The organism is Bacillus sp. 11C (assembly GCF_055486375.1).
Genome location: NZ_JBUPVZ010000002.1, coordinates 273,374 through 299,571, shown reverse-complemented (window position 1 = coordinate 299,571; position 26,198 = coordinate 273,374). Strand labels below are relative to the sequence as shown.

21 protein-coding genes and 2 pseudogenes are annotated in these 26,198 nt (G+C 45.2%); 18 read left to right on the top strand and 5 right to left on the bottom strand.

Annotated elements, in window-relative coordinates; translation table 11 throughout:
* Positions 1 to 15: 15 nt before the first annotated feature.
* The 7 genes from ACY3LV_RS04125 to niaP all read left to right on the top strand — a co-directional run bounded on the left by ACY3LV_RS04125 (position 16) and on the right by niaP (position 8,467).
* A complete protein-coding gene (locus ACY3LV_RS04125; protein WP_464863470.1) occupies positions 16 to 1,176 on the top strand; it encodes an HpcH/HpaI aldolase/citrate lyase family protein in 1,161 nt (386 codons plus the stop codon).
* Positions 1,166 to 2,476, top strand: coding sequence for a phosphoribosyltransferase family protein (locus tag ACY3LV_RS04120; protein WP_087993181.1), 1,311 nt, complete (start codon positions 1,166 to 1,168; stop codon positions 2,474 to 2,476). The genes ACY3LV_RS04125 and ACY3LV_RS04120 overlap by 11 nt, the downstream gene beginning before the upstream one ends.
* Before the next feature lie 6 nt (positions 2,477 to 2,482).
* Positions 2,483 to 3,592, top strand: coding sequence for a cysteine protease StiP family protein (locus ACY3LV_RS04115; RefSeq protein ID WP_464863424.1), 1,110 nt, complete (start codon positions 2,483 to 2,485; stop codon positions 3,590 to 3,592).
* Entirely contained in the window at positions 3,589 to 4,389 is an 801-nt protein-coding gene (locus ACY3LV_RS04110) for an HAD hydrolase family protein (RefSeq protein WP_333561270.1), read from the top strand. Before ACY3LV_RS04115 ends, ACY3LV_RS04110 begins: the two co-directional genes overlap by 4 nt.
* A 31-nt stretch (positions 4,390 to 4,420) precedes the next feature.
* Entirely contained in the window at positions 4,421 to 6,034 is a 1,614-nt protein-coding gene (locus ACY3LV_RS04105) for a YceG family protein (RefSeq protein WP_148962910.1), read from the top strand.
* 15 nt (positions 6,035 to 6,049) lie between these two features.
* Positions 6,050 to 7,141 (top strand): toxic anion resistance protein, encoded by a 1,092-nt coding sequence (locus ACY3LV_RS04100; RefSeq protein WP_333519145.1) that lies wholly within the window; start codon positions 6,050 to 6,052, stop codon positions 7,139 to 7,141.
* Positions 7,142 to 7,264: 123 nt separating this feature from the next.
* Entirely contained in the window at positions 7,265 to 8,467 is a 1,203-nt protein-coding gene (niaP, locus tag ACY3LV_RS04095) for a niacin permease NiaP (RefSeq protein ID WP_333561269.1), read from the top strand.
* Between the two features lie 275 nt (positions 8,468 to 8,742).
* Here the strand turns inward: niaP and ACY3LV_RS04090 are convergent.
* Positions 8,743 to 8,910, bottom strand: a pseudogene (locus tag ACY3LV_RS04090) (hypothetical protein).
* A gap of 332 nt (positions 8,911 to 9,242) precedes the next feature.
* On the opposite strand from ACY3LV_RS04090, the gene opuAA reads away from it, so the two are divergent.
* From opuAA to ACY3LV_RS04075, 3 genes are read left to right on the top strand one after another with little or no spacing between them, the layout of a single operon-like run.
* Complete coding sequence (gene opuAA, locus ACY3LV_RS04085; protein ID WP_333561268.1) at positions 9,243 to 10,499, top strand: glycine/proline betaine ABC transporter ATP-binding protein OpuAA; 1,257 nt, start codon at positions 9,243 to 9,245, stop codon at positions 10,497 to 10,499.
* Position 10,500: 1 nt separating this feature from the next.
* Positions 10,501 to 11,349: a glycine/proline betaine ABC transporter permease subunit OpuAB gene (gene opuAB, locus ACY3LV_RS04080; RefSeq protein ID WP_333519147.1), complete on the top strand. Its 849-nt coding sequence runs from the start codon at positions 10,501 to 10,503 to the stop codon at positions 11,347 to 11,349.
* A complete protein-coding gene (locus ACY3LV_RS04075; RefSeq protein ID WP_464863423.1) occupies positions 11,349 to 12,230 on the top strand; it encodes a glycine betaine ABC transporter substrate-binding protein in 882 nt (293 codons plus the stop codon). The genes opuAB and ACY3LV_RS04075 overlap by 1 nt, the downstream gene beginning before the upstream one ends.
* Before the next feature lie 139 nt (positions 12,231 to 12,369).
* On the opposite strand, the gene ACY3LV_RS04070 is transcribed toward ACY3LV_RS04075, so the two are convergent.
* Complete coding sequence (locus ACY3LV_RS04070) at positions 12,370 to 12,969, bottom strand: DUF421 domain-containing protein (RefSeq protein WP_187441515.1); 600 nt, start codon at positions 12,967 to 12,969, stop codon at positions 12,370 to 12,372.
* Between the two features lie 139 nt (positions 12,970 to 13,108).
* Positions 13,109 to 14,416: a chloride channel protein gene (locus ACY3LV_RS04065; protein WP_333561267.1), complete on the bottom strand. Its 1,308-nt coding sequence runs from the start codon at positions 14,414 to 14,416 to the stop codon at positions 13,109 to 13,111.
* Between the two features lie 496 nt (positions 14,417 to 14,912).
* Between ACY3LV_RS04065 and ACY3LV_RS04060 the strand changes: the two are divergent.
* The 4 genes and pseudogenes from ACY3LV_RS04060 to ACY3LV_RS04045 all read left to right on the top strand — a co-directional run bounded on the left by ACY3LV_RS04060 (position 14,913) and on the right by ACY3LV_RS04045 (position 20,424).
* Positions 14,913 to 15,486 (top strand): annotated as a pseudogene (locus ACY3LV_RS04060) (DUF6773 family protein).
* 171 nt (positions 15,487 to 15,657) lie between these two features.
* Entirely contained in the window at positions 15,658 to 17,637 is a 1,980-nt protein-coding gene (amyE, locus tag ACY3LV_RS04055) for an alpha-amylase (RefSeq protein WP_464863422.1), read from the top strand.
* 164 nt (positions 17,638 to 17,801) lie between these two features.
* Positions 17,802 to 18,767 (top strand): L-lactate dehydrogenase, encoded by a 966-nt coding sequence (locus ACY3LV_RS04050; protein WP_148962920.1) that lies wholly within the window; start codon positions 17,802 to 17,804, stop codon positions 18,765 to 18,767.
* Between the two features lie 31 nt (positions 18,768 to 18,798).
* Positions 18,799 to 20,424 (top strand): L-lactate permease, encoded by a 1,626-nt coding sequence (locus tag ACY3LV_RS04045; protein ID WP_414958166.1) that lies wholly within the window; start codon positions 18,799 to 18,801, stop codon positions 20,422 to 20,424.
* Between the two features lie 42 nt (positions 20,425 to 20,466).
* Here the strand turns inward: ACY3LV_RS04045 and bmr3 are convergent, their stop codons facing one another.
* On the bottom strand, positions 20,467 to 22,005 hold the full coding sequence (gene bmr3 / locus ACY3LV_RS04040) for a multidrug efflux MFS transporter Bmr3 (RefSeq protein ID WP_464863421.1): 1,539 nt from the start codon (positions 22,003 to 22,005) through the stop codon (positions 20,467 to 20,469).
* 112 nt (positions 22,006 to 22,117) lie between these two features.
* On the opposite strand from bmr3, the gene ACY3LV_RS04035 reads away from it, so the two are divergent.
* From ACY3LV_RS04035 to ACY3LV_RS04025, 3 genes are all read left to right on the top strand, one after another.
* A complete protein-coding gene (locus ACY3LV_RS04035) occupies positions 22,118 to 22,582 on the top strand; it encodes a MarR family transcriptional regulator (protein ID WP_289346414.1) in 465 nt (154 codons plus the stop codon).
* Positions 22,583 to 22,655: 73 nt separating this feature from the next.
* Positions 22,656 to 23,285: a LysE family translocator gene (locus ACY3LV_RS04030; RefSeq protein WP_010331361.1), complete on the top strand. Its 630-nt coding sequence runs from the start codon at positions 22,656 to 22,658 to the stop codon at positions 23,283 to 23,285.
* An 80-nt stretch (positions 23,286 to 23,365) separates the two neighbouring features.
* Entirely contained in the window at positions 23,366 to 24,115 is a 750-nt protein-coding gene (locus ACY3LV_RS04025; RefSeq protein ID WP_464863469.1) for a YqcI/YcgG family protein, read from the top strand.
* Positions 24,116 to 24,117: 2 nt separating this feature from the next.
* Here the strand turns inward: ACY3LV_RS04025 and ACY3LV_RS04020 are convergent, their stop codons facing one another.
* Entirely contained in the window at positions 24,118 to 25,458 is a 1,341-nt protein-coding gene (locus ACY3LV_RS04020) for an amino acid permease (RefSeq protein ID WP_148962926.1), read from the bottom strand.
* A 127-nt stretch (positions 25,459 to 25,585) separates the two neighbouring features.
* Between ACY3LV_RS04020 and ACY3LV_RS04015 the strand changes: the two genes are divergently transcribed.
* Positions 25,586 to 26,182 (top strand): DUF1989 domain-containing protein, encoded by a 597-nt coding sequence (locus ACY3LV_RS04015; RefSeq protein WP_148962927.1) that lies wholly within the window; start codon positions 25,586 to 25,588, stop codon positions 26,180 to 26,182.
* Positions 26,183 to 26,198 lie beyond the last annotated feature (16 nt).

Sequence of the window (26,198 nt, the reverse complement as noted above, 5' to 3'; positions counted from 1 at the left end):
AAAGAGGTGACGTGTGTGCGGTATTTCCACTATTTATCAACACATCAAGAAGAAAATGTATTTTATCAAGCGCCGAAACAGGTCACGAAAGAGGCGCCTAAGAAGCTGCTTGAGCACGCACTGGGGGCCGTATTATATATGCCGGCAACCCGCCCGGACATAGCGGCGATGATAACGGAACACAAATATGAGGATTTATCATCTATTGTTTTCTGTCTGGAGGATGCGATTGGAGATCATGAGGTCAAGCGGGCTGAACATAATGTGAGCCGCCAATTAGAGTTGATTGAGCAGGCGATCCAGCACCGCAAGATAAAGCCGGACCATCTCCCGTTTATGTTTGTGCGTGTACGGTCTCCGAAACAGCTGCTGCAATTAGCCGATACCCTGAAACCTGCACTCCATTTGTTAACAGGATTTGTCTTCCCAAAATTCTCAGCGGAAAACGCCCGTGACTATGTTGAAGCACTTGAAGGCATATCCGGTGACATGACGGTGCCGCTTTACGGCATGCCGATATTGGAAACACCCGATTTGTTAATGAAAGAGACAAGGGCTGCTGCTTTGTCTGAAATTAGTATGATTTTGCATCAGCATCAGGACTTGATCTTAAATGTGCGGATCGGTGCGACTGATTTATGCGGATTATACGGCATCAGAAGAAAGTCGGAGCAAACGATATATGATATCCGTATGATTGCGGACTTTATGTCAGATATCATCAATTACTTCGGCCGGGAGTTCGTTATTTCAGGCCCTGTATGGGAGTATTTTCAGGCATCGCAAAAGCCCCATCTGCTATCGGCGCACCCGCCAGTTGAGCTGAATGAGTATGTAAAAGGTTTGGTGAAGGAAACCGAACTTGACATCGCCAACGGCATTCACGGAAAAACGGTCATTCATCCGACCCATCTCAAAATTGTAAACAGCCTGTATGTTGTAACAAAGGAAGACTATATGGATGCGTTAAGCATTATTCATCACGGAAACGGTTCAATCGGCGTGATGAAAAGCCATTTTTCTAACAAAATGAATGAAATCAAGCCTCATATGAAATGGGCTGAAAAAATCTTATTAAAATCAGAAATTTATGGGGTGTATCATGAAAACCGATCTTTCACCGATTTGCTCAACGAACAGCAAAACCCTTCAAATATTGGACAATATGGCGGTTGATCTGTCGGTCACAGACAACCCGCTTTTCATACCTGAACAAGCATTATTCGAGATGGCGGCAAGAGTGAATAAAAAAAGGGGCTTTTTATTTGTCAGCAAAGTGCTGGGCAAACATATCCCGGTTCACCCGCTGAAGCCGCTTTTAGCGTCCGGGCTGCTTGCCTTGGAATACGCTGAGCGGAAAACCGGACAGGAGCTAAAGGAAAAAAACGAGATCTTGAACGGACTTCTTTCAGAAACGGAAAGCGAGCTTCAAGCTGCTTATCAAACGCTTCAACAGCACCCTGTTACACTGGACGAAGCGCCGCTTGTAATCGGGTTTGCGGAAACGGCGACGGCGCTTGGACACGCGGTTTATGATTGCATTGAACAAGCGTCGTTTGTCCATACAACACGTGAACAGATCCGAAACACAGAGCCTTCGATCACATTTGTGGAAGAGCATTCCCATGCCACTGATCAGCTGTGTTACGCAGAACCAGATATGATGAACAACAGCTGTCCGATTCTTCTTGTAGATGATGAAATCACCACAGGGAAAACCGCATTACATATGATTCGGGATATCCAATCCAAATTTCCGCGCAAAGAATACGCTGTCCTGTCTTTATTGGATTGGCGGACGGAGGAGCATAAGAAGGCATACGCAGAGGCTGAACGGGAATTAGGCGTCACAATTTCAACCGTTGCTTTATTATCAGGGCGGATTTCCTTTAAGGGTGTGCCGTTGTCCGAGTCCTCCTGCAACTACAGCCCGAAGCCGCAAGGAACAGCGATAAACAGAACGGACATTGATATATCGGATTTCTTCACATCCGTTCCTTATCAGCCGGAAACATCCGCAAACGTTCATTCTTACGTGAAAGAAACAGGGCGATTCGGCGTAAAGCCGTCTGAGCGAAAGGCTGTTCACGAAGCTTGCCGCCAAGCAGCGCTTTACATCGAACAATATCGGAAGGGCAAAAGAACACTCGTGCTTGGAACGGGAGAGCTGATGTATCTGCCAATGAAAATCGCCTCAAAGCTTGGCGGTTCGGTTTCCTATCACTCTACCACGCGCAGTCCGATTCACCCGGTTGCAAAACAAGGTTATGCCGTGCAAAACGGTTATTCATTTATGAATCCGGAAGATGAGGCGGTTCGCCATTTTGTCTATAACCTTCCTGCCGGAGCGTATGACGAAGTCTTTTTCTGTCTGGAAAAGAACGTTTCGGATGAGGCGTTACAGCCGATTTTTGATATTTTCAAAGAAAAAGAAGTGCCTCATATCCACATTGTAACTCTCTCAGGAAAGGCGTGATCTGATTTGAAAGACGTTATTGACCGTATTGGGAGCTATCCAGAAGAAGATGTGACCTTTCTATTAAAAGACTTGTCCGCTGTATCCATTGAAAAAAGTACGGAAGAACGGGAGAAGTCAATTCAAAGCGGCATCCATTATTCAGAAATGCTGCCGATCGAATACAAGCCGACAGATGAATACATGAAACTGTTTTATGCCTCGCTGGAAGACAGCAAACAGAAGGTCGCATTAGCGGCGGGAGTTGTTGCGGAGCAGATTTATAAAAAAAGCGGGAAAGATGCGGTTTTGTGCAGTTTGGCAAGAGCGGGCACGCCGATCGGTGTCCTGATCAAACGTTATATCAAAATGAAGTATCATGTCTCGCTGCCGCACTACAGCATCTCTATCATTCGGGACAGGGGAATTGATGAAAATGCCTTGCATTATATGTTGAAGCATCATCCGGATGGCAAGGTTGCGTTTATCGACGGATGGACAGGCAAAGGCGCCATCACGAAAGAACTGATCCGCTCTGTAGAACGCTTTAATCAACGCTTTGGAACAAGGCTGTCTTCTGAAATCGCGGTGCTTGCCGATCCGGGGCATTGCGCGGATATTTATGGAACGAAGGAAGACTTTCTGATTCCTAGCGCCTGCCTCAACTCTACTGTATCAGGACTGGTCAGCCGCACGGTTTTAAATGAAACATGGATCGGGCCGGCTGATTTTCACGGGGCGAAATATTATAAAGAGCTCAGCGAAGAGGATGTATCCAATCTCTATATTGAAACGATAGCGGAGCAATTTCCGTCTATTCATAAAGAAGCAGAACGCCTGGCACTTAGGCTGCAAAACGATCGTGTGAAACCAGATTGGAACGGTCTAGCTTCCATTGAGACTATCCAAAAGCAATTCGGCATCAGCAACACAAATCTGATTAAGCCGGGTGTTGGGGAAACGACCCGCGTGCTTTTGCGAAGAGTGCCTTGGAAAATACTCATTCAGCCGGGTGCTGAAGAAGCATTGCAGCATATTTTATTGCTTGCGAAGGATCGGGGCGTGCCTGTGGAAGAATACAAGAATATGTCATATCGCTGCTGCGGGCTGATTCGTCCGGCGGAGAAAAGCCTATGAACGCATTCGCCAGTGATTTAGACAGAACATTAATTTACTCGAGGCGCATGATCAGCAATCCTGATAAGGAAGCGGGGGTTGAGCTGATAGAAACACTGAACGGCCGTGACATCTCTTATATCTCGGGAGTGACAAAAGAGAACGTAAGGCAAATTCAGAAGGATCACTATTTTATTCCTGTCACCACACGCACAAATGAGCAGTATCAGAGAATTGTTTGTTTTCAGCAGGACATTGTGCCCGAATATGCTGTGACTACGAATGGCGGCTGTATTTTAAAGGACGGCCAGCCTCTGAAAGAGTGGGACGAGTTCATAAAAGAGCAGCTCGCATCGTGTCTGCCGATTGAGGCTATGCTGAGAGAAATCGCAAGTCTGTCTGTAGCACAAGCGGTTGAAAGAACCCGAACGGCACATCATTATTTTGTCTATCTTATCTTGAACGAAGAGAAAATAGCCGGCATCGATCCCGCTGCTGTGAAGGAGTGGGGGGCTGAAAAAGGATGGCAGGTATCCCTGCAGGGGCGAAAGCTTTACTTTATTCCGAAGCCGCTTAATAAATGGAGGGCGGTCGAATATCTGAAATCGAGGCTTTCGCTTGATGAAATCTATACAGCGGGAGATTCGCTGCTGGATCTTGAACTGATTCAGGAAGCTGATTTCGGCATCGCGCCCGCTCATGGCGAGGTGCTGCGCCACTGTCCGGAATTACGCAAAACGAAAGCAAGCGGCATGATGGCAGGTGAAGAAATCACAGCGTCTGTTTTATCCCGAATAACCCGATTAAAACAAGTATAATGCATACAAACAGACCAGAAAGGAGGATATGATGAGACAAGAAGAGTTAATCATTCATAAAACAGTTCCCGCCGACGGTGATTGGAAAAACATGTTGTTTCAGACGCTGCCCGAGCGGGACCGCTATGAGAAGGAACACGGGCTGTCTTTTTCGAGGCTCGCCGGACAAATACTGGGTACGCCCATAGATGAAACGGACTATTATAACGATTTGTATGAGCTGTCGGTTAAGGATCATATTTATATCTTAAGCGAGACGCTTGATAAAACGATCGCGCCGGAAACGTTTCAGGCGCTTCAGCATATTCATTCCATCAACCAGAAAGAAAAAGGGCTGTCGGTCAGCCGTTTTGTCGCCTTTCTGGACGGGGAGCAGCTGATTGCGAAGCATACAAACCCCCTCATGCACCGCCATTTGAGAAAAGCATTGATGACGCTTTTACATACCTTTGCAGACCATCATGAGCAGGGGCTGAATCATCCTGATTTTCGCAGAGTATTGCTTGATGTCTCTAAGTTTTCTTTGAATCACCTGAATCCTTGGCTGGAAAAAACCGATATAGAACGGGAGATGCCAAAAGTTGTTTGGTACGGAGACGCAACGAAGAGTCAGCTCTATTTCTTATATTATCTGATGTTAGCCGGCTGCGATGTCCTATTGTTCCATCCGGCGGGAACCGATCAGCTGGCGCTTGTCGATCCGAAGCAGGAGCTCAGTTTTACGGAAAAGCTCCCTGATGTTTCGGAGCTTCAGCCGTTTCCAAAAGAAAAACCGGATCGGAAATCAACAGTAGCCTACCGCTCAACAAAGGAAATTGAACATGTGCTGAATCATGAGGAATCCATGCTGTACAAGCCATGGCAATTCAGGGATCATACACCGATGTCTGTTACGCTGAAAACGACCTATGATGAACTGTTTTTAATCGCAAAAGAGCGGGCCTTCATTCGGCCGAATTTCAAAGCCGATAAACATTCCATTGAGATTCCGAATGTATTCGCCAAAATCATGGGCGTGTCGAAAGACCATAAAGAATATTGGAATAGGCTTCATACATTAGAGGATTATCAGGAAACAGAAATGGTAAGAAGCTTTCCGTTTACAGAAGAAATCAAATCGAACTATCAATTTCATTACAGCCACGCGCTAGACCATGAAGGGAACATTGATCCGGACAAGCTGATGGCAAGCAATGTGTGGCAGTACAAGCAGCTTCCGGCGGGCGTTCAGGCTGCCATTGCCAAAACGATTTCGAGAATGTGCAGGCACCCGCGTCTTAAAGCTTTGCATCAGGAACAAGTCAAGGATGTTCAAATTTACTTGTTTAAACAAACAACGAACCTGTCTGCTAAGCTGCTGAAATTGATTCAAATGTTCGACTATGCGCAAACTGTTCCGAAACTCGTTTTATATCATACGGAAATGAGCGGCGGACTCACGCGTTCAGATGCTGCCGCCCTGCTGTTCCTGAATGAAATCGGAATCGATATCATCATGTATAACCCTCCCGGCCATCAAGACATTGAGCAGTTTATTGAAGAGGATCAGTATGATATCCACTGGCTGGACGACATGGTGTTTCAGCAGGACTATAAGGAGCCTTCACTTGTAAAAAGGCTGTTCAGAACGATTACCCAAAAGTAAGGAGAGAAGAAAAGCATGACAACAGAAAATCAAAACCCGCTTATTCTTGATAAAAACGAAGAAATTTCCCAGCAAAAAGCTGACGATATCCGTCTGCAGCTCCGCCAGGAACCAGAGGTGAAACGGCTAGTACAACAAATTGACGTTAAAAACCAAATGGAGCTGCTTGAGTACGGAAAGGAGCCGGCCGTTGAAATCTCTAAGTTCTCTGACCGCATCTTGGGGATGATGAAAACGACAAGCGTGACAGACTCAGGCACGATGCTGACCCAGCTTGGAAAAATCATGGACCGTTTTGACAAAAACGATTTTGACGAGCCAAAGGGACTGATGGCTAAAATTTTCAAACGCGGCGGCAGCATGATTGAGAAAATCTTTAAAAAGTACCAGACGCTCGGCGGAGAAATTGAAAAAATCAACGTTGAGATTTCTAAATATAAAGATGAGATGACCAAAACAAACTATACGCTCGATGAAATGTATGAAAACAATATTAATTACTATATGGAGCTTGAAAAATACGTTGTTGCCGGACAAATGAAGTTGGAAGAGATGCAGTCCATTCTCCCTTCATATGAAGAAAAAGCAGCAAGCGGAAATCAGCTTGCGCAAATGCAGCTTGATACGCTGCGCAACGGCATTCAGGCGCTTGAGGAGCGGGTATACGACCTTGATATGGCGCGAATGGTGGCGCTTCAAACTGCACCGCAAATCCGCCTTCTTCAGCGCGGTAATGCGAAGCTGATCGGAAAAATCAACTCCGCTTTCATCATCACCATTCCGATTTTCAAAAACGGCATTATTCAGGCTGTCACAGTAAAACGGCAAAAGCTTGTGGCTGACTCTATGAGCGAGCTTGACCGCCGGACAAACGAGATGCTGAAACGAAATGCGGAAAACATCTCGAGCCAGAGTGTTGAAATTGCCAGAATGGCCGGCAGACCAAGCATAGATATTGAAACGATTGAATCGTCTTGGAACACGATCGTCAGCGGTATGCAGGAAACAAAACAAATTGAAGAAGAAAACAAACGCCTCCGCGAAGATGGTGCAAGACGAATTGCCGAGCTTCAGGATAATATTAAAAAAGCAGCATTGCAGCAATAAAAAGCCCCCCCGCTTGTGAAATATAAGCGGGGGTTTTTTATTTACACCATTTAGTTAATGACATTGTGTAAAGACAGTTGTAAACTTAAACGGTAATCATTTTGCATATCAGAGGTGTTGACTATGGGAAAACAACAGCCTATATCCCAGCGTAAGCTGCTGGGTGTCGCCGGTTTGGGGTGGCTGTTTGATGCAATGGATGTCGGAATATTATCATTTATTATCGCCGCGCTCCACGTGGAGTGGAATCTTGCGCCTGAAGAAATGAAATGGATTGGAAGCGTGAATTCCATCGGCATGGCTGTGGGTGCGTTTTTATTTGGTTTGCTGGCTGATCGAATCGGCCGAAAAAAAGTGTTTATCATTACCCTTTTGTGCTTTTCCATCGGAAGCGGCATTTCAGCTTTTGTGACAAGCTTATCTGCATTCCTTATTCTGCGTTTTGTTATTGGGATGGGCCTTGGCGGCGAGCTGCCAGTCGCTTCAACACTTGTATCTGAAGCGGTTGCGCCTGAAAAGCGGGGCAGAGTGATTGTGCTTCTGGAAAGCTTTTGGGCAGTAGGCTGGCTTGTAGCAGCACTGATTTCTTACTTTGTGATACCAAGCTTCGGCTGGCAGGCCGCACTGCTGTTGACGTCGCTGACTGCTTTTTATGCTCTGTACTTGCGGACGAGTCTGCCAGATTCGCCGAAATATGAGTCGCTTTCTGCTAAAAAGACATCGGTATGGGAGAATGTCAAAAGCGTTTGGGCAAGACGGTACATACGGTCGACCGTGATGCTGTCGATCGTTTGGTTCTGCGTGGTGTTTTCTTATTACGGCATGTTCCTATGGCTGCCTAGTGTCATGCTGCTCAAAGGCTTCAGCATGATTGAAAGCTTTGAATACGTCCTGCTGATGACGCTTGCTCAGCTTCCGGGCTATTTTTCTGCTGCGTGGCTGATCGAAAAAGCGGGACGGAAGTGGATACTCGTCTTTTACCTGATTGGTACAGCAGGAAGTGCCTATTTCTTCGGAACGGCGGATTCATTAGGCCTTCTGCTTACAGCTGGAATGCTGTTATCGTTTTTCAATCTTGGTGCGTGGGGCGTGCTGTATGCCTATACACCGGAGCAATACCCGACAGCGATTCGCGCCACAGGTTCAGGGACGACAGCGGCGTTTGGAAGAATCGGCGGTATCTTCGGGCCGCTGCTCGTCGGAACGCTCGCCGCTCGCCATATTTCGTTTTCAGTGATTTTTTCAATCTTTTGCATTGCGATCTTGCTCGCGGTTGCTTGTATTTTGATTATGGGAAAAGAAACAAAACAAACTGAGCTTGAATAGGAAAAGCACCTCGCGATTGAGGTGCTTTTTTACATTTGAACCCGGGCTGCGGATCATCGTTTCCCGGCTTTACTGTTTGTCTGGCAGAGCGCCATGGCAGTATAAACAGAATCGTGTAACGTACCGAAACGGTGTGTGTTGATATAAAAAACCTGCAAGACATGTGCCGACAGTGGTGCTTCGCCGCAAAATGGATTGAAAGACACCATCATTTTTATCACGCCTATAAATTTCATAATGTTGAAACTATGAAACAGATATGTATTGAGAAACCTCTATTTCGTCCACGAATCTTTTCGGGGTGCGTCTACCCCGCTTCTCACATGAGTAAGATGCGGTGATTTTGACAATGTTGCATTTTGACCTGCATGTCGGTAGGTGAGTTCTTTTCCGCTGTAATCAAGCGTACGAATAATAGCAAGTCCCGATTTATCAGACAGCATTTTAAAAATTTGGCAGTTGTTTAATTATTTGGTTGTTTCTAGTCGTGAAACTGCAAATAAGTCAACTTATTTTTCCAGATCGAGTAATAAGTCCTGAAATATAAAAAACAAAAGATTTTTTTGAAAGCGCTTAATAGTAGAAAAAGCCTGAATTTTATCTGCAATATGCACTAATTAAGAAGGATTAAAGAGCATTTAGGAGTATTCACAAGGTTAAGGAGCTATAATAAAGAATATAGAGAAATGATACAGAATAAAAGAGTATATGCTGTTTGTATGGAATGTTACATAAGTGTTACGGTAATAAAGATTGCTTAATATGGAGGGAAAATATGAGTGTAGATGAGAAATCAATTAAGATAAAAGTCGAGAAAGTATCTAAAATTTTTGGGAAACAAACAAAGAAAGCAACTCAAATGCTTGCCAACGGAAAGACAAAAAAAGAGATCCTGAAAGCGACCGGATCAACCGTTGGGGTAAATCAAGCAGATTTTGATGTGTATGATGGTGAGATATTTGTCATCATGGGTCTATCAGGGAGCGGTAAATCAACATTAGTACGGCTGCTAAACCGTTTGATTGAACCGACTGCCGGAAACATTTACATTGATGGTGACATGATAACAAATATGTCTAAAGACCAGCTCCGGGAAGTCCGCCGGAAAAAAATCAGTATGGTCTTCCAAAAGTTCGCTCTGTTCCCGCACAGAACGATACTTGAAAACACGGAATACGGGCTGGAGCTTCAAGGTATAGACAGACAAGAACGTCAGCAAAAAGCGCTTGAGTCCCTTAAGCTTGTCGGACTTGAAGGATTTGAACAGCAATATCCTGACCAGCTTTCCGGCGGAATGCAGCAGCGTGTCGGCCTTGCCCGCGCGTTGACGAATGATCCGGACATCCTTCTGATGGACGAAGCGTTTAGTGCGCTCGATCCATTGATTCGTAAAGATATGCAGGATGAGCTTCTTGATCTTCACGAAAATGTCGGGAAAACAATTATCTTTATTACGCACGACTTGGACGAAGCGTTGCGGATCGGTGACAGAATTGTTCTAATGAAGGACGGTAACATTGTTCAAATCGGCACGCCTGAAGAAATCCTGATGAATCCATCTAACGAATATGTTGAGAAATTCGTCGAGGATGTTGATTTATCTAAAGTCCTCACAGCAGGCCATATTATGAAACGCGCTGAAACGGTGCGGATTGATAAAGGGCCTCGCGTAGCTTTGACACTGATGAAAAACCTTGGAATTTCTTCGATTTACGCAGTGGATAAACAAAAGAAATTGTTAGGTGTTATCTATGCGTCTGATGCGAAAAAAGCGGCTGAGTCTGATTTGTCACTTCAAGATATCTTGAATACAGAATTTACGACTGTACCAGAAGATACGTATCTGACAGAGATTTTTGATGCTGTTTCTGACGCAAATATTCCAATTGCGGTGGTAGATGAGAAGCAAAGAATGAAAGGGATTGTCGTAAAAGGCGCACTGATTGGCGCGCTTGCCGGCAATAACGAGTATATCAATGCTGAAAGCACTGACGAACAAACACAAGATCCTTCTGTACAGGAGGTGAAGTAAGATGGATAGACTGCCTAGAATACCTTTAGCAGATATCATTGACCGTTTTGTTGACTGGATTACGATGACGTTGGGCGGATTCTTCGACGGAATCTCAAACGGACTTGCCGCTTTTGTAAATGGAATTGTCAGCGGACTTGGATTTATACCATCTATTTTGTTAACGATTATTTTCGCCGCACTTGCGTGGTGGATCAGCACAAGGGGAATTGCGTTATTTACGTTGGTTGGTTTCCTCTTGATCGATTATTTAGGATATTGGGACCCAATGCTTCAAACATTGGCGCTTGTTCTGACATCGGTCATTATTTCGATTGTGGTCGGGGTTCCGATCGGAGTTTGGGCGTCCCAGAAAGAAACGGTTCGCCGTATTGTAACACCTATTCTTGATTTAATGCAGACAATGCCTGCTTTCGTATACCTATTGCCGGCGATTTTCTTCTTCAACATCGGTGTTGTGCCCGGGGTTGTAGCATCTGTTATCTTCGCGATGCCGCCGACAATCCGCATGACTGTTCTCGGTATTAAGCAAGTGCCGGCAGATCTGATTGAAGCAACTGAGGCGTTCGGTTCTACGACAGCTCAGCGTTTGTTTAAAGTTCAGCTTCCGCTTGCGACAAAAACCATTCTGGCCGGAATCAACCAAAGCATCATGCTTGCGTTATCAATGGTTGTTATCGCCGCAATGGTCGGTGCACCGGGACTTGGTTCTGAAGTATACAGTGCCGTTACACAGCTGAAAACCGGGGTCGGCGTAGAGGCCGGTATCGCCATCGTTATCGTTGCCATTACGCTGGACCGCATTACTCAAAACATTAAAGTGAAGAAGAAAAGCAGGGGGAATGCCTGATGCTTAAAAAAATCATCGGTATCAGCGTTTCCGCCATGCTGGCGCTCTCACTTGCGGCTTGCGGTTCAGAAAGCGATGAAAATGCAACCGCGGCTCAACAGGTGAATAAGACCATCATCGGGATTGACCCCGGTTCAGGGATTATGGCCCTGACCGACAAAGCGATGAAGGATTATGAGCTGAACGACTGGACATTGATTTCGGCGTCAAGCGCCGCGATGACCGCAACACTTAAAAAGTCATACGACCGTAAGAAACCGATTATCATTACAGGATGGACACCGCACTGGATGTTCTCCAGATATAAGCTGAAATATCTCGATGATCCGAAACAATCTTATGGCAGCGCAGAGGAAATCCATACGATCACACGCAAAGGCTTCAGCAAAGAACAGCCGAATGCCGCTAAGCTTCTGAGCCAGTTTAAATGGACGCAAGACGACATGGGTGAAGTCATGATCAAGGTGGAAGAAGGCGAGAAACCTGCCAAAACCGCTGCTGAGTATGTGAAGAACCACAAAGATCAAGTTGCGGAGTGGACAAAAGGCGTTCAGAAGGTGAAGGGAGACAAAATCAACCTTGCCTATGTGGCGTGGGACAGTGAGATTGCAAGTACAAACGTGGTTGGCAAAGTCTTTGAAGACTTGGGCTATGACGTAACGTTTACTCAGGTAGAGGCTGGCCCGATGTGGACCGCGATTGCGACGGGAAGCTCGGATGCATCCCTTTCCGCATGGCTGCCGAATACCCATAAAGCATACGCTGCCAAATATAAGGGCAAATATGATGATGTTGGCACCAGTATGACTGGCGTGAAGATGGGACTTGTTGTGCCTCAATATATGAAAAACGTTAACTCAATTGAAGATTTGAAGAAGTAAAGATAATGAAGGCTGCCGAGTAAATCTCGACAGCCTTCATTTTTTCCTTCAAGAAAAAAGATATAAGCGGAGCCAACAAAGAAAACCTTAAGTGAGAATGTAAAAAGGTTATGATGACTTAGTCACTTATCACTTTTTCCTAATCCAAATGGTCTTTAGGTTTTTCTTTATGATTTCTATCTTTCACTTCCGTAAATATATTATTTGCAGGTTTTTCGGATTCATTGGAGGGCTTAGAGTGATGTGATTCAATCAGCGATTTAAGCATTTGAATATCCTCTTTCGTCGCGGATTGTTTTTCGGATTTTAACATATAACCTAACTGGCCGTTCGATTCTATTGTAGCCCATTGTAAATCAGCCAAGTGCTGAATATTTTGTTGTCTCAACCTTACTTCAAGCATATCAACTGTTAAGCGCAGTTTTTTTAAATTTCTTTCATTCACTTCGCCGTTTTCGACTACTATAAGTGATTTTCCATAAATAAACGTCTCAAGGGCATCCGATTTCAAAACGATATATTCAATAAAAAGAAGCGTGAGTACCATTAAAAATGTAATCACCATTGTAATCCAAATGTTCCTGTTGCCAACAGGTTGAATAATTAATGATCCAACAGCTATCATCATGACAGTCTGAGCTACCGTAAGCTGAGAAACGGATTTTCTCCCAGCTAACCGCAAAATAAGAACTCCTCCTGCGACCACCACTATAGATTTCCATATGAAGTTGAAATCCAAAAAAACATCCCCTCTTTTCAACCAATCAATATCTTCCTGCGCTGTTTTTATTGTGGATTAAATTTCGAATTCTATTCTTAAGCGATAATCACCAAACGGAATCTAAATGCAGCAGACTGCTTTTTTTATTTCATTATGTCTAAGGCTTTTTTTTCTTTTCGACATTTTCAATGGTTTCTCCGTGAGGGATTTGATATAACCTGCTTTTAGGTTCATATATTTTTTGAGAAGGCCATAGTCCATGATGTCCTGAAAATAAATAACTAACGATACAAGCGACAAAAAAGTACTCTATCCCCTTTCCGTCAAACATCTCCATTGCCAATAGGAAGGCTGCTATAGGAGTATTGGCACCGCCGCAAAAAACAGCGATCAATCCTAATGCAGCGAGAAATGACATGGGTAAATCCATGAATGTGTGTAAGGTGTTCCCTAATGTTGCCCCCATAAAAAATAAAGGTATGGCCTCTCCGCCAACAAAGCCGGTTCCAAGCGTAACTGCTGTAAAAACCAGTTTGGCGAGGAAGGCAAAAGGAGGAACATCTTCTTTAAAGGATTGCTGTAGCATCTCTAATCCCCGGCCATTGTAATCTTGTGAACCTGCTATTAGCGTTAATGCCACAATGACTATTCCGCCAACAAAGGCCCTCTTCATATGATTTTTTTTGAAAAGCTTCTCCGAAAATGTTTGTATACCGTGTCTCATTTGGCAGTATAAAACACTTAATAGACTGAACATAACAGCTGCGAGAATCACTTTTATAAACGTCATAACAGATAGTTGCGGCACAAGTTGTATAATGAATTCTTCGTGTTTATGTCCCAAAGCTGCTGTTGTCATAAAGTGACCGACAAAGCTGGCGGCCAGACAAGGAACAAGTGCTTCGAATTTCAGCTTTCCTAAAGCAGCCATTTCCATCCCAAAAACAGCACCTGTTATGGGGGCTCCAAAGGCGGCGCCAAACCCGGCGCTTATGCCGCTCATGATGAACAATTTACTGTCGAATATGTTTAAACGAAAGAACCTGTTTACTGCTGCAGCGATACTTCCTCCCATTTGAACAGCCGCACCTTCTCTTCCTGTAGATCCGCCAAAAAAGACTGTTATGAAGGTTCCCAAGTAGACGATAGGTCCCATTCTCCGCGGAACGCTTTTTTTTCCATGAACCGCGTCTATCACTAGATTATTTAATTCAGCAGTATCATTTAAGGTATTATTCAAAAATACCTTTCCGTAGCTCATATAGACGTATCCTAAGACCAACCCGCCTAAAGGGAGAAGGAAAATTAACCAATCCCTTTTTTCTCGTATTTCTCCTAGATAATCGTTTGTCTCTAAAAGAAAAGTTGTTGTCGAGCCAACAATGATGCCAATAATGCTTCCAAAAATAATCCATCGAACAAGAACAGAAAAAAAGTTTTTATATCTTAGTATGATTTCATTCATCCATTACCCTCATTTCACATGTCTAGCCGCATTACTTATGTAAGATTCTGATACACTTGTTTGATTTGCTTTTGGCAATTGGTGGAGAAACGGATTTACAACCATCTAAGCTAACCGTTCGAACCTATTGTTGCCCATTGTTCAAAATTTGATGATCTAAATTTTAATGCAAAAGGAAATGCTTCTACATGATGAGCTCTTACATAGGCAGTGGCGAATGGTGAAAACCTGGCTGAAGGCCGAGCCAAGAAAGGGTGCAGATATCTTGTATGGCTGTGCATGCCGCAAGCGGGATTTCGTAAGTGAAGCGGCTTCGGTTATATGCTCCTGCCTGCTCTGATTCGGTCTTTGTGTTGAGTTGTAACTAGGGGGCCGTTTTTCAATAATGCTGCCTGCCGGCTTGTACGACGGGCTTTTAAGTTATTCATTGCAGAAGCACAGACTGTTATTGTAAGATGTAAGCCAAAGCCATTCGTAAAAGTGCGGGAGGAAGGTCATGAATAATCTGCGTAATAGACTTTCAGGCGTGAATGGGGAAAATAAGAGAGTAAAAGAGAAAAAGCAAAAAATCTGGTCGGAGATTGGAATGATAGCGGGAGCGTTTGCGCTCCTTGATGTGATCATCCGCGGCATTATGTTTGAATCTCCGTTTAAAGAATGGGCTGCAAGCCTTGTGTTTTTGTTTATCATGATCTTATATTACTGCATCAGGGCAGCGGCATCTGGAATGCTCCTGCCGAGAATAGACACCGAAGAAGAACTGCAAAAACGGGTGAAGCAGCAGCGAATAGATTCAATTGCTGTTGCCTTTGCGGTAGTGGTGCTTACGATGTACGACAGGGGGATTCCCCATACATTCTTCGCTTGGCTGAAAATGATCCTTCTTTTTATCGTCTGCGGCGGCGCACTGTTTCTGCTTCGGTATGTCATTGTGAAGTGGTCTTACAGAAGAGCGGTAAAAGAAGAAATAGAGAAGAAATCATCTTAGGTGAGATGGTTTCTTTTTTTGTTTGGGAAAACGGCTCATGTTCCGGGCAGCGTTTTCTAGTTGGATAGGCACATGGATTTGAATTCACTCTACTAAGTTGTTTTGATAGAGTGATTGTGATAATTTAAAATGTAAGCGTTAACAAAATTCTCCAGTCTTCACATCAGTTTGAAAGGAGGAAGCGGAAGAATGAAGTAAGAGGGATGTTTGACTCCGCATTAAGTCTTTAATAATTAAATAAGGAGTGTCAATAATGTTTGAAAAACGATTCAAAACCTCTTTACTGCCGTTATTCGCTGGATTTTTTCTGCTGTTTCATTTGGTTCTGGCAGAACCGGCGGCTGCGAATGCTGAAACAGCGGACAAATCGAATGAGCTTACAGCGCCAACGATCAAAGACGGAACCATACTTCATGCTTGGAATTGGTCGTTCAATACGTTAAAACACAATATGAAGGATATTCATGATGCAGGATATACAGCCATTCAGACGTCTCCGATTAACCAAGTAAAGGAAGGGAACCAAGGAGACAAAAGCATGTCGAACTGGTACTGGCTGTATCAGCCGACATCGTACCAAATTGGCAACCGTTACTTAGGTACTGAACAAGAATTTAAAGAAATGTGCGCTGCTGCTGAAGAATATGGCGTAAAGGTCATTGTTGACGCAGTGATCAATCATACCACCAGTGACTATGCTGCGATTTCTAACGAGATTAAGAGTATTCCAAATTGGACACATGGAAACACACAAATTAAAAACTGGTCCGATCGATGGGATGTCACGCAGAATTCATTGCTCGGGCTGTATGATTGGAATACACAAAATACACAAGTACAGTCCTATCTGAAACGTTTCTTAGAACGAGCATTAAATGACGGCGCAGACGGATTTCGCTTTGACGCCGCCAAACATATAGAACTGCCGGATGACGGGAATTACGGCAGTCCATTTTGGCCGAATATCACAAATACATCTGCCGAGTTCCAATACGGAGAAATCCTGCAAGATAGTGCCTCCAGAGATGCTGCATATGCGAATTATATGAACGTAACAGCATCTAACTATGGACATTCCATGAGGTCTGCTTTAAGAAACCGTAATCTGAGCGTGTCGAATATTTCCCATTATGCGTCTGATGTGTCTGCGGACAAGTTAGTCACATGGGTGGAATCGCATGATACGTATGCCAATGATGAGGAAGAGTCAACATGGATGAGCGATGACGATATTCGTTTAGGCTGGGCGGTGATTGCTTCCCGCTCAGGCAGTACGCCTCTCTTCTTTTCCAGACCCGAGGGCGGCGGAAATGGGGTAAGATTCCCGGGGAAAAGCCAGATCGGCGATCGAGGGAGTGGTTTATTTGAAGATCAGGCTATCGTTGCGGTCAATACATTTCACAATGTGATGGATGGACAGCCTGAGGAGCTCTCGAATCCGAATGGCAACAATCAGATATTTATGAATCAGCGCGGCTCACATGGCCTTGTGCTGGCAAATGCAGGTTCATCTTCTGTCACCATCAATACGTCAACAAAATTACCTGATGGCAGCTATGATAATAAAGCTGGAGACGGTTCATTTCAAGTAACGAATGGTAAACTGACGGGCACGATCAATGCCAGATCTGTGGTTGTTATTTATCCTGACGATATCGCATATGCGCCTCATGTCTTCCTTGAGAATTATAAAACAGGGGTCACACATTCTTTCAATGATCAGCTGGCGATCACCCTGCGTTCAGATACGAATACAGCAAAAGCCGTGTATCAAATCAATAATGGGCAAGAGACAGCGTTTAAGGATGGAGACCAATTAACAATCGGAAAAGGAGCTCCATTTGGTACAACATACACCATTACGTTAAAAGGAACGAACAGTGATGGTGTAACGAGGACCCAAGAATACACGTTTGTCAAAAAAAACCCGTCTTCAGCCAAGATCATCGGCTATCAAAATCCAAATCATTGGGGCCAAGTAAATGCTTATATCTATAAAGATGATGGAGGCCGCGCAATAGAGTTGACCGGATCTTGGCCGGGAAAAGCAATGACCAAGAATGCGGATGGAATTTACACGCTGACGCTTCCTGCGGATACGGATACAACGAACGCCAAAGTGATTTTTAATAATGGCAGCGCCCAAGTGCCTGGCCAAAACCAGCCTGGCTTTGATTATGTGCAAAACGGTTTATATAACAACTCTGGGTTAAGCGGTTCTCTTCCTTATTGAGGGAAGAGAAAAATCTCATAGAAACCATCATAGATGGTTTCTTTTTTGTTCATAAATCAGACAAATCTTTTCTCTTGCAAAAGTTTGTGAAATGTTGCACAATATAAATGTGAAATACTTCACAAATAAACACCGAAGAAAAACAACCCTTGGAAGGATGATTAATGATGAACAAACATGTAAATAAAGTAGCTTTAATCGGAGCGGGTTTTGTTGGAAGCAGTTATGCATTTGCGTTAATAAACCAAGCGATCACAGATGAGCTTGTGGTCATTGATTTAAATAAAGAAAAAGCAATGGGCGATGTGATGGATTTAAACCACGGAAAGGCGTTTGCGCCGCAACCGGTCAAAACATCTTTCGGAACATATGAAGACTGCAAGGATGCTGATATTGTCTGCATCTGCGCCGGAGCAAACCAAAAACCTGGTGAGACACGCCTTGAATTAGTCGAAAAAAACTTAAAGATTTTTAAAGGAATCGTCAGTGAAGTGATGGCGAGCGGATTTGACGGCATTTTCTTAATCGCGACAAATCCGGTTGATATTCTGACTTACGCGACATGGAAATTCAGCGGCCTGCCAAAAGAGCGAGTGATCGGAAGCGGCACAACTCTGGATTCTGCTAGATTCCGTTACATGCTGAGCGAATACTTTGGCGCAGCGCCTCAAAACGTGCACGCACATATTATCGGTGAGCACGGCGACACAGAGCTTCCTGTCTGGAGCCACGCGAATATCGGCGGTATGCCGGTTAGTGAACTTGTTAAGAAAAATAATGCATATAAACAAGAGGAGCTTGACCAGATCGTAAATGACGTGAAAAACGCCGCTTACCATATCATTGAGAAAAAAGGCGCGACTTATTACGGTGTTGCGATGAGTCTTGCCCGCATTACAAAAGCCATTCTTCATAATGAAAACAGCATTTTAACTGTCAGCACATATCTGGACGGACAATACGGCACAGATGACGTGTACATCGGCGTTCCGGCTGTCGTCAACCGCGGAGGAATTGCAGGCATCACTGAGCTGAACTTAAATGAGAAAGAAAAAGAACAGTTTCTTCACAGCGCCGGCGTTCTCAAAAACATTTTAAAACCTCATTTTGCAGAACTAAAGGTCAACTAATCGCAACTATAGAGTAAAGGGCTGATTGTCAATGGTTGAGCAGCTGTATGATCCGTTTGGAAACGAGTATGTGAGCGCACTTGTGGCGCTCACTCCAATTCTCTTTTTTCTCTTAGCTTTAACTGTTTTTAAAATGAAAGGCATTCTCGCGGCATTTCTTACCTTAGCCGTCAGTTTCATCGTCTCCGTTTTGGCATTTCATATGCCGGTAGAAAAAGCGATTTCTTCCGTTTTGCTGGGAATCGGAAGCGGGCTGTGGCCGATTGGCTATATCGTCCTGATGGCGGTGTGGCTGTATAAAATCGCAGTGAAAACCGGGAAATTCACTATTATTCGTTCCAGCATTGCCGGCATTTCGCCTGACCAAAGGTTACAGCTATTATTAATTGGTTTTTGTTTTAACGCGTTTTTGGAAGGCGCGGCCGGTTTTGGTGTTCCGATTGCGATTAGTGCGGCGCTGCTTGTCGAACTTGGTTTTAAACCGTTAAAAGCGGCGGCGCTCTGCTTGATTGCGAACGCAGCCTCTGGAGCCTTTGGGGCGATTGGGATTCCTGTGATCACAGGGGCGCAGATTGGTGATTTGTCCGCTCTTGAGCTGTCACGGACATTGATGTGGACACTGCCGATGATCTCATTTTTGATTCCGTTTCTGCTTGTCTTCCTATTAGACCGAATGAAGGGAATCAAACAGACTTGGCCTGCCCTATTGGTTGTAAGCGGGCTGTATACAGCGGTTCAGACACTGACAATGGCGGTGCTCGGGCCGGAATTAGCAAACATCTTGGCGGCCTTATTCAGCATGGGCGGGCTTGCGCTCTTCCTTCGCAAATGGCAGCCGAAAGAGATTTACCGGGAGGAAGGAGCCGGCGAGGCTGGTGAGAATAAGGCATACAGTACCGCTGACATTGCGAAAGCGTGGTCTCCTTTCTACATCTTAACTGCGGCGATCACAATCTGGAGCCTTCCTGCCTTCAAAGCGCTTTTTCAAGAAGGCGGACTGTTGTATCAAACAACGCTTCTTTTTAAAATGCCTTTTCTGCATCAGCAAATGATGAAAATGCCGCCAATTGCGCCATCCGCCACGCCGTTAGATGCAGTCTTTAAAGTCGATCTGCTGTCAGCTACTGGTACAGCGATTTTAGCGGCGGTCATCGTGACAGGCCTGTTCAGCAAAAATTTCTCTTGTCGGGATGCCTTTGCGTCCATGAAGGAGACAGGAAAAGAGCTGTGGGTGCCGATTATGACGATCTGCTTTGTGATGGGGTTTGCCAATCTGGCCAACTTCGCAGGGCTCAGCTCTTCAATTGGGTTAGCACTGGCGAAAACAGGAGACTTGTTCCCGTTTGTCAGTCCTGTTCTCGGCTGGATCGGCGTGTTCATTACTGGTTCTGTTGTCAGCAATAACGCTTTGTTCGGACATTTGCAGGTTGTTACCGGAGCGCAGATTGGTGCGGGTTCTGATTTGCTGTTAGCCGCAAATACGGCGGGCGGGGTGATGGCGAAACTCGTTTCTCCTCAATCCATCGCAATCGCCGCCGCAGCGGTCGGCCAGACAGGCAAGGAATCTAAACTGTTTAAGCGGACAGTGGCGTACAGCCTCATTCTGTTATTGATCATTTGTATATGGACATTTATTCTAGCAAGATTAGGAGTGTAATCAAAAAAGCAGTACATGCCAGCCATGTACTGCTTTTTGGTGTTAATTTGCTTTCTTCGCCATTTCCGCTGTTGTTTTCACTCTGGCTTTTCCCATAAACAAAATGGTAACCGCCGCGAGGATAATTGGAATCAAAGCGAGCAAAAAGATGTACGTGATACTTGATGACATCGCGTCAATGATGCGATTCAGGATCATATCAGGAATTTGGGAGCGTGTTCCCGCTTGGAAAATCTCCTGGGGATCGCCGATATTTTGCGCGGCGCCTGAGCCTGCTGAGCCTTTCATGCCGCTGAAGGCATCACTTAGCTTGTTTGTGAACACGTTTGTTTGCACCGTTCCGAAAATAGTGACGCCCAGGGTCATGCCGAATGACCGCAAAAATGAATTTGTAGAGTTGGCCGTCCCCCGAAAGCGAGGTTCAAGATCGTTCATCGATGCCGCCGGCAGCAGGGAAAAATTAAAGCCTACACCAAAGCCGGTAATCATCATAAAGACTGTCAGCCATACCCGTGCCGTCTCCGGTGTCATATTGGATAAAAGCAGCATGCCGATAAAGAAAGCCGTGACAGATATCAGCATCAAATTGCGGAAGCTTGCCTTCGTTTGGAAGATCCCGCCGATCATGCTTCCGATGACTGATCCAATCATCATCGGCGTCAAAATAAAGCCTGCGCTTGTCGCAGAGCTGCCGTAAACCGCCTGAACGAAAATCGGAATAAATACCGCTAAAATAATAAATGTGCCGCCATACAGGAAAGCGAGAATCTGCGCTGTGGCAAACAATCGGTTTTTAAACATCCAGAAAGAAATGATCGGCTCTTCCGCTTTTCTCTCCACAATAAAAAAGGCAATGAAGAAAACGGCGAACACAATAAACAAGCCAATGATCTGAATGGAATTCCAATCGTATGTTTTGCCGCCGAGCTCAAGGGCGAACATCAGGCATACAATCGATACGACCAAGGTAACCGCGCCGCCCCAGTCGATTTTCTGCTTTCTGTGCTCCAGAGATTCTTTGTAGTAGCGAATAATGAAAAACAATGACAATGCGCCGATCGGCACATTGATGTAAAACACCCAGTGCCAGCTGATCGCGTCTGTAATAATCGCGCCTAACAGCGGTCCAAGAACACTGGATAATCCAAATACAGCACCGAACATGCCGGACATTTTTCCGCGTTTTTCCGGCGGAAACAAATCAAAGATAATGGTAAAGGCAATTGGCAGGAGCGCGCCGCCTCCAATACCCTGAATGGCCCGGTAGATGATCAGCTGATTCATCGTCTGTGCAATCCCGCATAAAGCCGACCCGATTAAGAAAAAAATAAGTCCAAACAGGAAAAAGCGTTTTCGGCCGTACATATCGGAAAGCTTGCCGTAAATCGGCATTCCAGCCATGACTGCCACCATATAGGACGCCGTTACCCAAGCGAATTTATCGAAGCTTCCAAGATCGGCTACAATGCTGCCCATCGCGGTGGCAACAATCGTATTGTCCATCGCAGACATCAAGATGCCCAGCAGGAGACCGAGGACCACAAATTTGGTGGAAGCCTGCTTTGCTAATGTTGTGTCCATTTGTTCTACCTCCTCTTACTTTTCTATGTAAGTTCTGATATCATGATAATAGTTTGGTCGTCGAATATCTCGGTTATCAAGATAAATTCGATTTTATAGGGAGGATTGTCAGTTGTCAACAAGAAATTCCAGAAGTGAGTTGGAAAGGACTGCCGTTCAGCTTTTTCGGAAATTGGGCACAAGAACGGTTCTGTTTCACCAGGCAGCCGCTCAAGCTCTCGGTCTGTTTCCCACCGATTTAAAATCAGCTGACATCTTAAATGAAGCAGGGCCAATGACGGCTGGAGAGCTGGGGAAAAAGACGGGCCTCAGCACGGGTTCGGTCACGGCGCTTGTTGACCGTCTGGAAAAAGCGGGGTATGTGGCTCGTGAAAAGGACCCTAGTGATCGCCGTAGAGTCATGATTGTCCCTTTGACCGCTTCGAAAAAACATGTAAAAGATTTGTTTCGTTCACTGTCGGAGTCTACGATGGATTTATGCCGCGACTATACCGAAGAGGAACTGGAACTCATTTTCAGTTTCGTAGGAAAAGCCGCCGATATTATGGAGGAAGAGCTTGAACGTCTGAAACAGTAAGCGAAATTGTGCATAGCTTGGCCCGTTCCCGAATAAATTGTACAAGTTACGTAAGAGAAGGGAGTACGGGCCGGTGAACATTTTTTTGAGCTATATTGTGCTTGGACTGTCCTTGTCTGCGCCTGTGGGACCAGTGAACGCGGCGCAAATAGACAAAGGAATTAAAAACGGTTTTTGGCATGCGTGGGTTTTTGGTTTAGGCGCCATGACAGCGGACGGACTGTACATGCTTTTTATTTATTTCGGACTGTCACAGTTTTTGACCGCTCCATTTGTGAAAACGTTTTTGTGGCTCTTCGGTTTTTTTGTTCTGACCTATACCGGAATTGAAACGCTGAAAAATGTCAGAGAACCGATGGATGTGCGAAGCTCGCGGGGAAAAGCGTCGTACCAGAAAACATTCGCTTCGGGTTTTCTCATTTCATTGTCAAATCCATTGAGCATCCTGTTTTGGCTTGGGATTTACGGCAGCATACTTGCGAAAACAGCAGAGGCCTACGATATGAATCAGCTTCTCATCTATAGCTCCGGCATCATGATCGGCATTTTAATCTGGGATTTTTGCATGGCGATCACAGCCAGCATGTTCAGAAATCTGCTTCATGAAAAGCTATTAAGAGGATTGACCGGAATCGCTGGTGTGTCTCTCCTTGTATTTGGATGTTACTTCGGTTATCAAGGCATCAAACAGTTATTGGGCTGATTCATCAAGGACAGTCACCTGCCGCTTCTGGTTTTAATATAGTATCCAGATGATACTGGAGGTGGATCAATGTGGATGGGATGTACACCAAAAGTTTTCTGGAACGTAATCAAGAAGAGCTTCTTGAATGGCAAAGAATCGCTTTTGAGCTTCTGGCAGAAACTGTGGCCGATGACGCGGATACGTTTCCATGCATTCCCGGACGGCAGGCGTTTCTGACTGACCAGCTGCGCATTGCGTTTGCCGGAGATCCGCGGGAAAACGGTACGGCGGAGGAACTGGCTCCATTGCTTGCGGAGTACGGAAGGATTTCACGGGACACTGGAAAATACGCATCCCTCGTTGTGTTGTTTGACACACCGGAAGATTTGGCTGAGCACTATTCGATTGAAGCGTATGAAGAGCTGTTTTGGAGCTTTTTAAATAGACTGAGTCATCAAGACAAAAAAGAATGGCCGGAAGACATTCCGGCCGATCCAGAGCATTACAAATGGGAGTTTTGTTTTGACGGCGAGCCGTACTTTATTCTGTGCGCTACACCTGGGCATGAGGCGAGAAGGAGCCGGAGCTTTCCCTTTTTCATGATCACGTTTCAGCCAAGGTGGGTGTTTGAAGAGTTAAATGGATCAACCGCATTTGGCCGCAACATGAGCAGGCTGATCCGCTCTCGTTTGAAAGCCTATGATCAAGCTCCGATTCATCCGCATTTAGGGTGGTACGGAGGAAAGGATAATCGCGAATGGAAACAGTATTTCCTCCGTGACGATGAAAAGCAGGTATCGAAGTGCCCGTTTTCTTATTTCAAGAACATGTTCAATAAAATGAAATAAAATCACGAGCTGGCAGGGCGGTCTTTATGTCCCTGCTTTTTTTGATAGATCACGGTAACGACGGCAATGATCGCGAGAAAACCTATGCTTACAAAAAAACCGGGCCGGCTTGATTTTTCAAACAGTGTGCCGGACACAGCCGCAGCAATCAGAATCATCGCTGAATAAATTTGCGTTTTCCCCATGCCTTCGGGATCGGTCAGCTTTTTGCTGGAGAACAAGATAAACAGCCAAGTGTATAAAAGCATAAGCCCCGCTGCTGTGGTCATGTGCTCATAAATGTTTTTGGGCAGCACTAAAGACAGTATGATGGATAAAATAAGCCCGGCAAACGTCAGCCCCAGCGCCGGCCAGCATATTTTTTTGCCTTCCTTTAAGGTAAAGCATTTCGGCGCGTCGCCGTCATCAGCCATCGTACAAAGCAATGTCGTGACCGCAAACAGGGAAGCGACGAGGGTCGAGAACCCGGCGATAATGAAAATCCCGTTAAAAATATCGAGGATAATCTTAAGGTTATATCCTTTTAACGACGTAATGAACGGGCTGTCCTGCTGTGTAAACGTGTCTAATGGAACCAGCAGCAAAGCCAGTCCGATCGAAATAATATAAATAACCGCCAGTGTCGCCAGCATCAGCTTCCCTGATTTTGACGCTTCCTCTGGTTTTTTTAAGTGAACCGCCATCAGCCCCATGACCTCAATTCCGCCAAAGGCGTAAAACGCGTAGATTAAACCTGTCCACAGCCCCATGGCGCCGTATGGGAAAAACTCACTCGTCTTATTTGGAATCTGTACATCGTGCTTTCCGCCGGATAAGATGCCGCATAATGCCAGGATGGCAATCACAATAAACATAAAAATAGCGGCTGTTTTGATGACTGCCAGTACGTTTTCAGTCTTCTCAAAAACAGACAGCCCGGTGAAAATAATCAGAAGCCCAAGTACCGCGTAGATTGAAGCGAACACCCATAGCGGGACTTGTGGAAACCAATGCTTCGTAAATAGCGAAATGGCTGTCAGCTGGCTTCCGGTAATCAGCATTTCTGATGACCAATACACCCAGCCGTTGCTGAACCCGGCCCATCTGCCGAATGCTTTTCTTGCATACGCGCAAAACGAGCCTTTTTCCGGCTGCTTTGCCGACAGCTTGGCAAGCTGCTCGAATACAAAATACGTGCCGATTGCCCCAATCAGAAATGAAAGCAGAACGGAAAAACCGCTTTTCACTATGGCAATGCTGGAACCGAGAAAAAATCCTGTTCCGATTGTGCATCCTATCCCGATTAATGACAGCTGCCACCAAGCCAAATTTCCTTTTTGCTGGTCTTTTTTTGTTTGACTCATCAATTTCAACCCCTTTTATCTACGGTTAGATTGCGACCCGCCCGAAGCTTATATACATCGGATTTTTGCCTCTTTTTACATGGAGAAGGCGGCGAACGCCCATACTAATGAAAAAAGGAGCGAAGCAATGACACAGCAATATATTATTGAGCCGAAAAAAGGGCTTGGTCTGAAGCTGAAAAAGGGGCAGATTTTGAAGGTGGTTGATGTAGAAGGGCAGCAGGTAGCAGATTTTGTCGCGTACCATGCCAAAGATTTTTATGAGCACCTTGATCAGGGCGCGACCATTGATGCCAATCATTCTATTCATGTGAAGGTCAATGACCATCTCTACTCCAATCTGTACAAACCGATGCTGACGCTGATTGAGGATACGGTCGGCAAACATGATCTCCTGCTTCCCGCCTGCCGACCTGATATGAACAGGCTGTTATACGGCAAGCAAAAGGATGAGTTTCAGGACACGTGCTATGACAATATGAACCGTGCGCTTGAGCAGTTTGGCGTACCGAAGCCTCACATGCATTACCCGTTTGCGATTTTTATGAATACTGTGCTTGATGAGAAAGGGAACCTGTCTGTGGAAACGCCGCTTTCGAATGCCGGCGATTATGTAAGGCTGAGGGCGGAAACGGATTTGATTGTCGCGTTTTCTTCCTGTCCGATCGAAAAAGGAAAGTGTAATGGAGACAGTGTAACGTCAATACGGGTGGAAGTCAGCTGATCTCTCTTGTTCACTG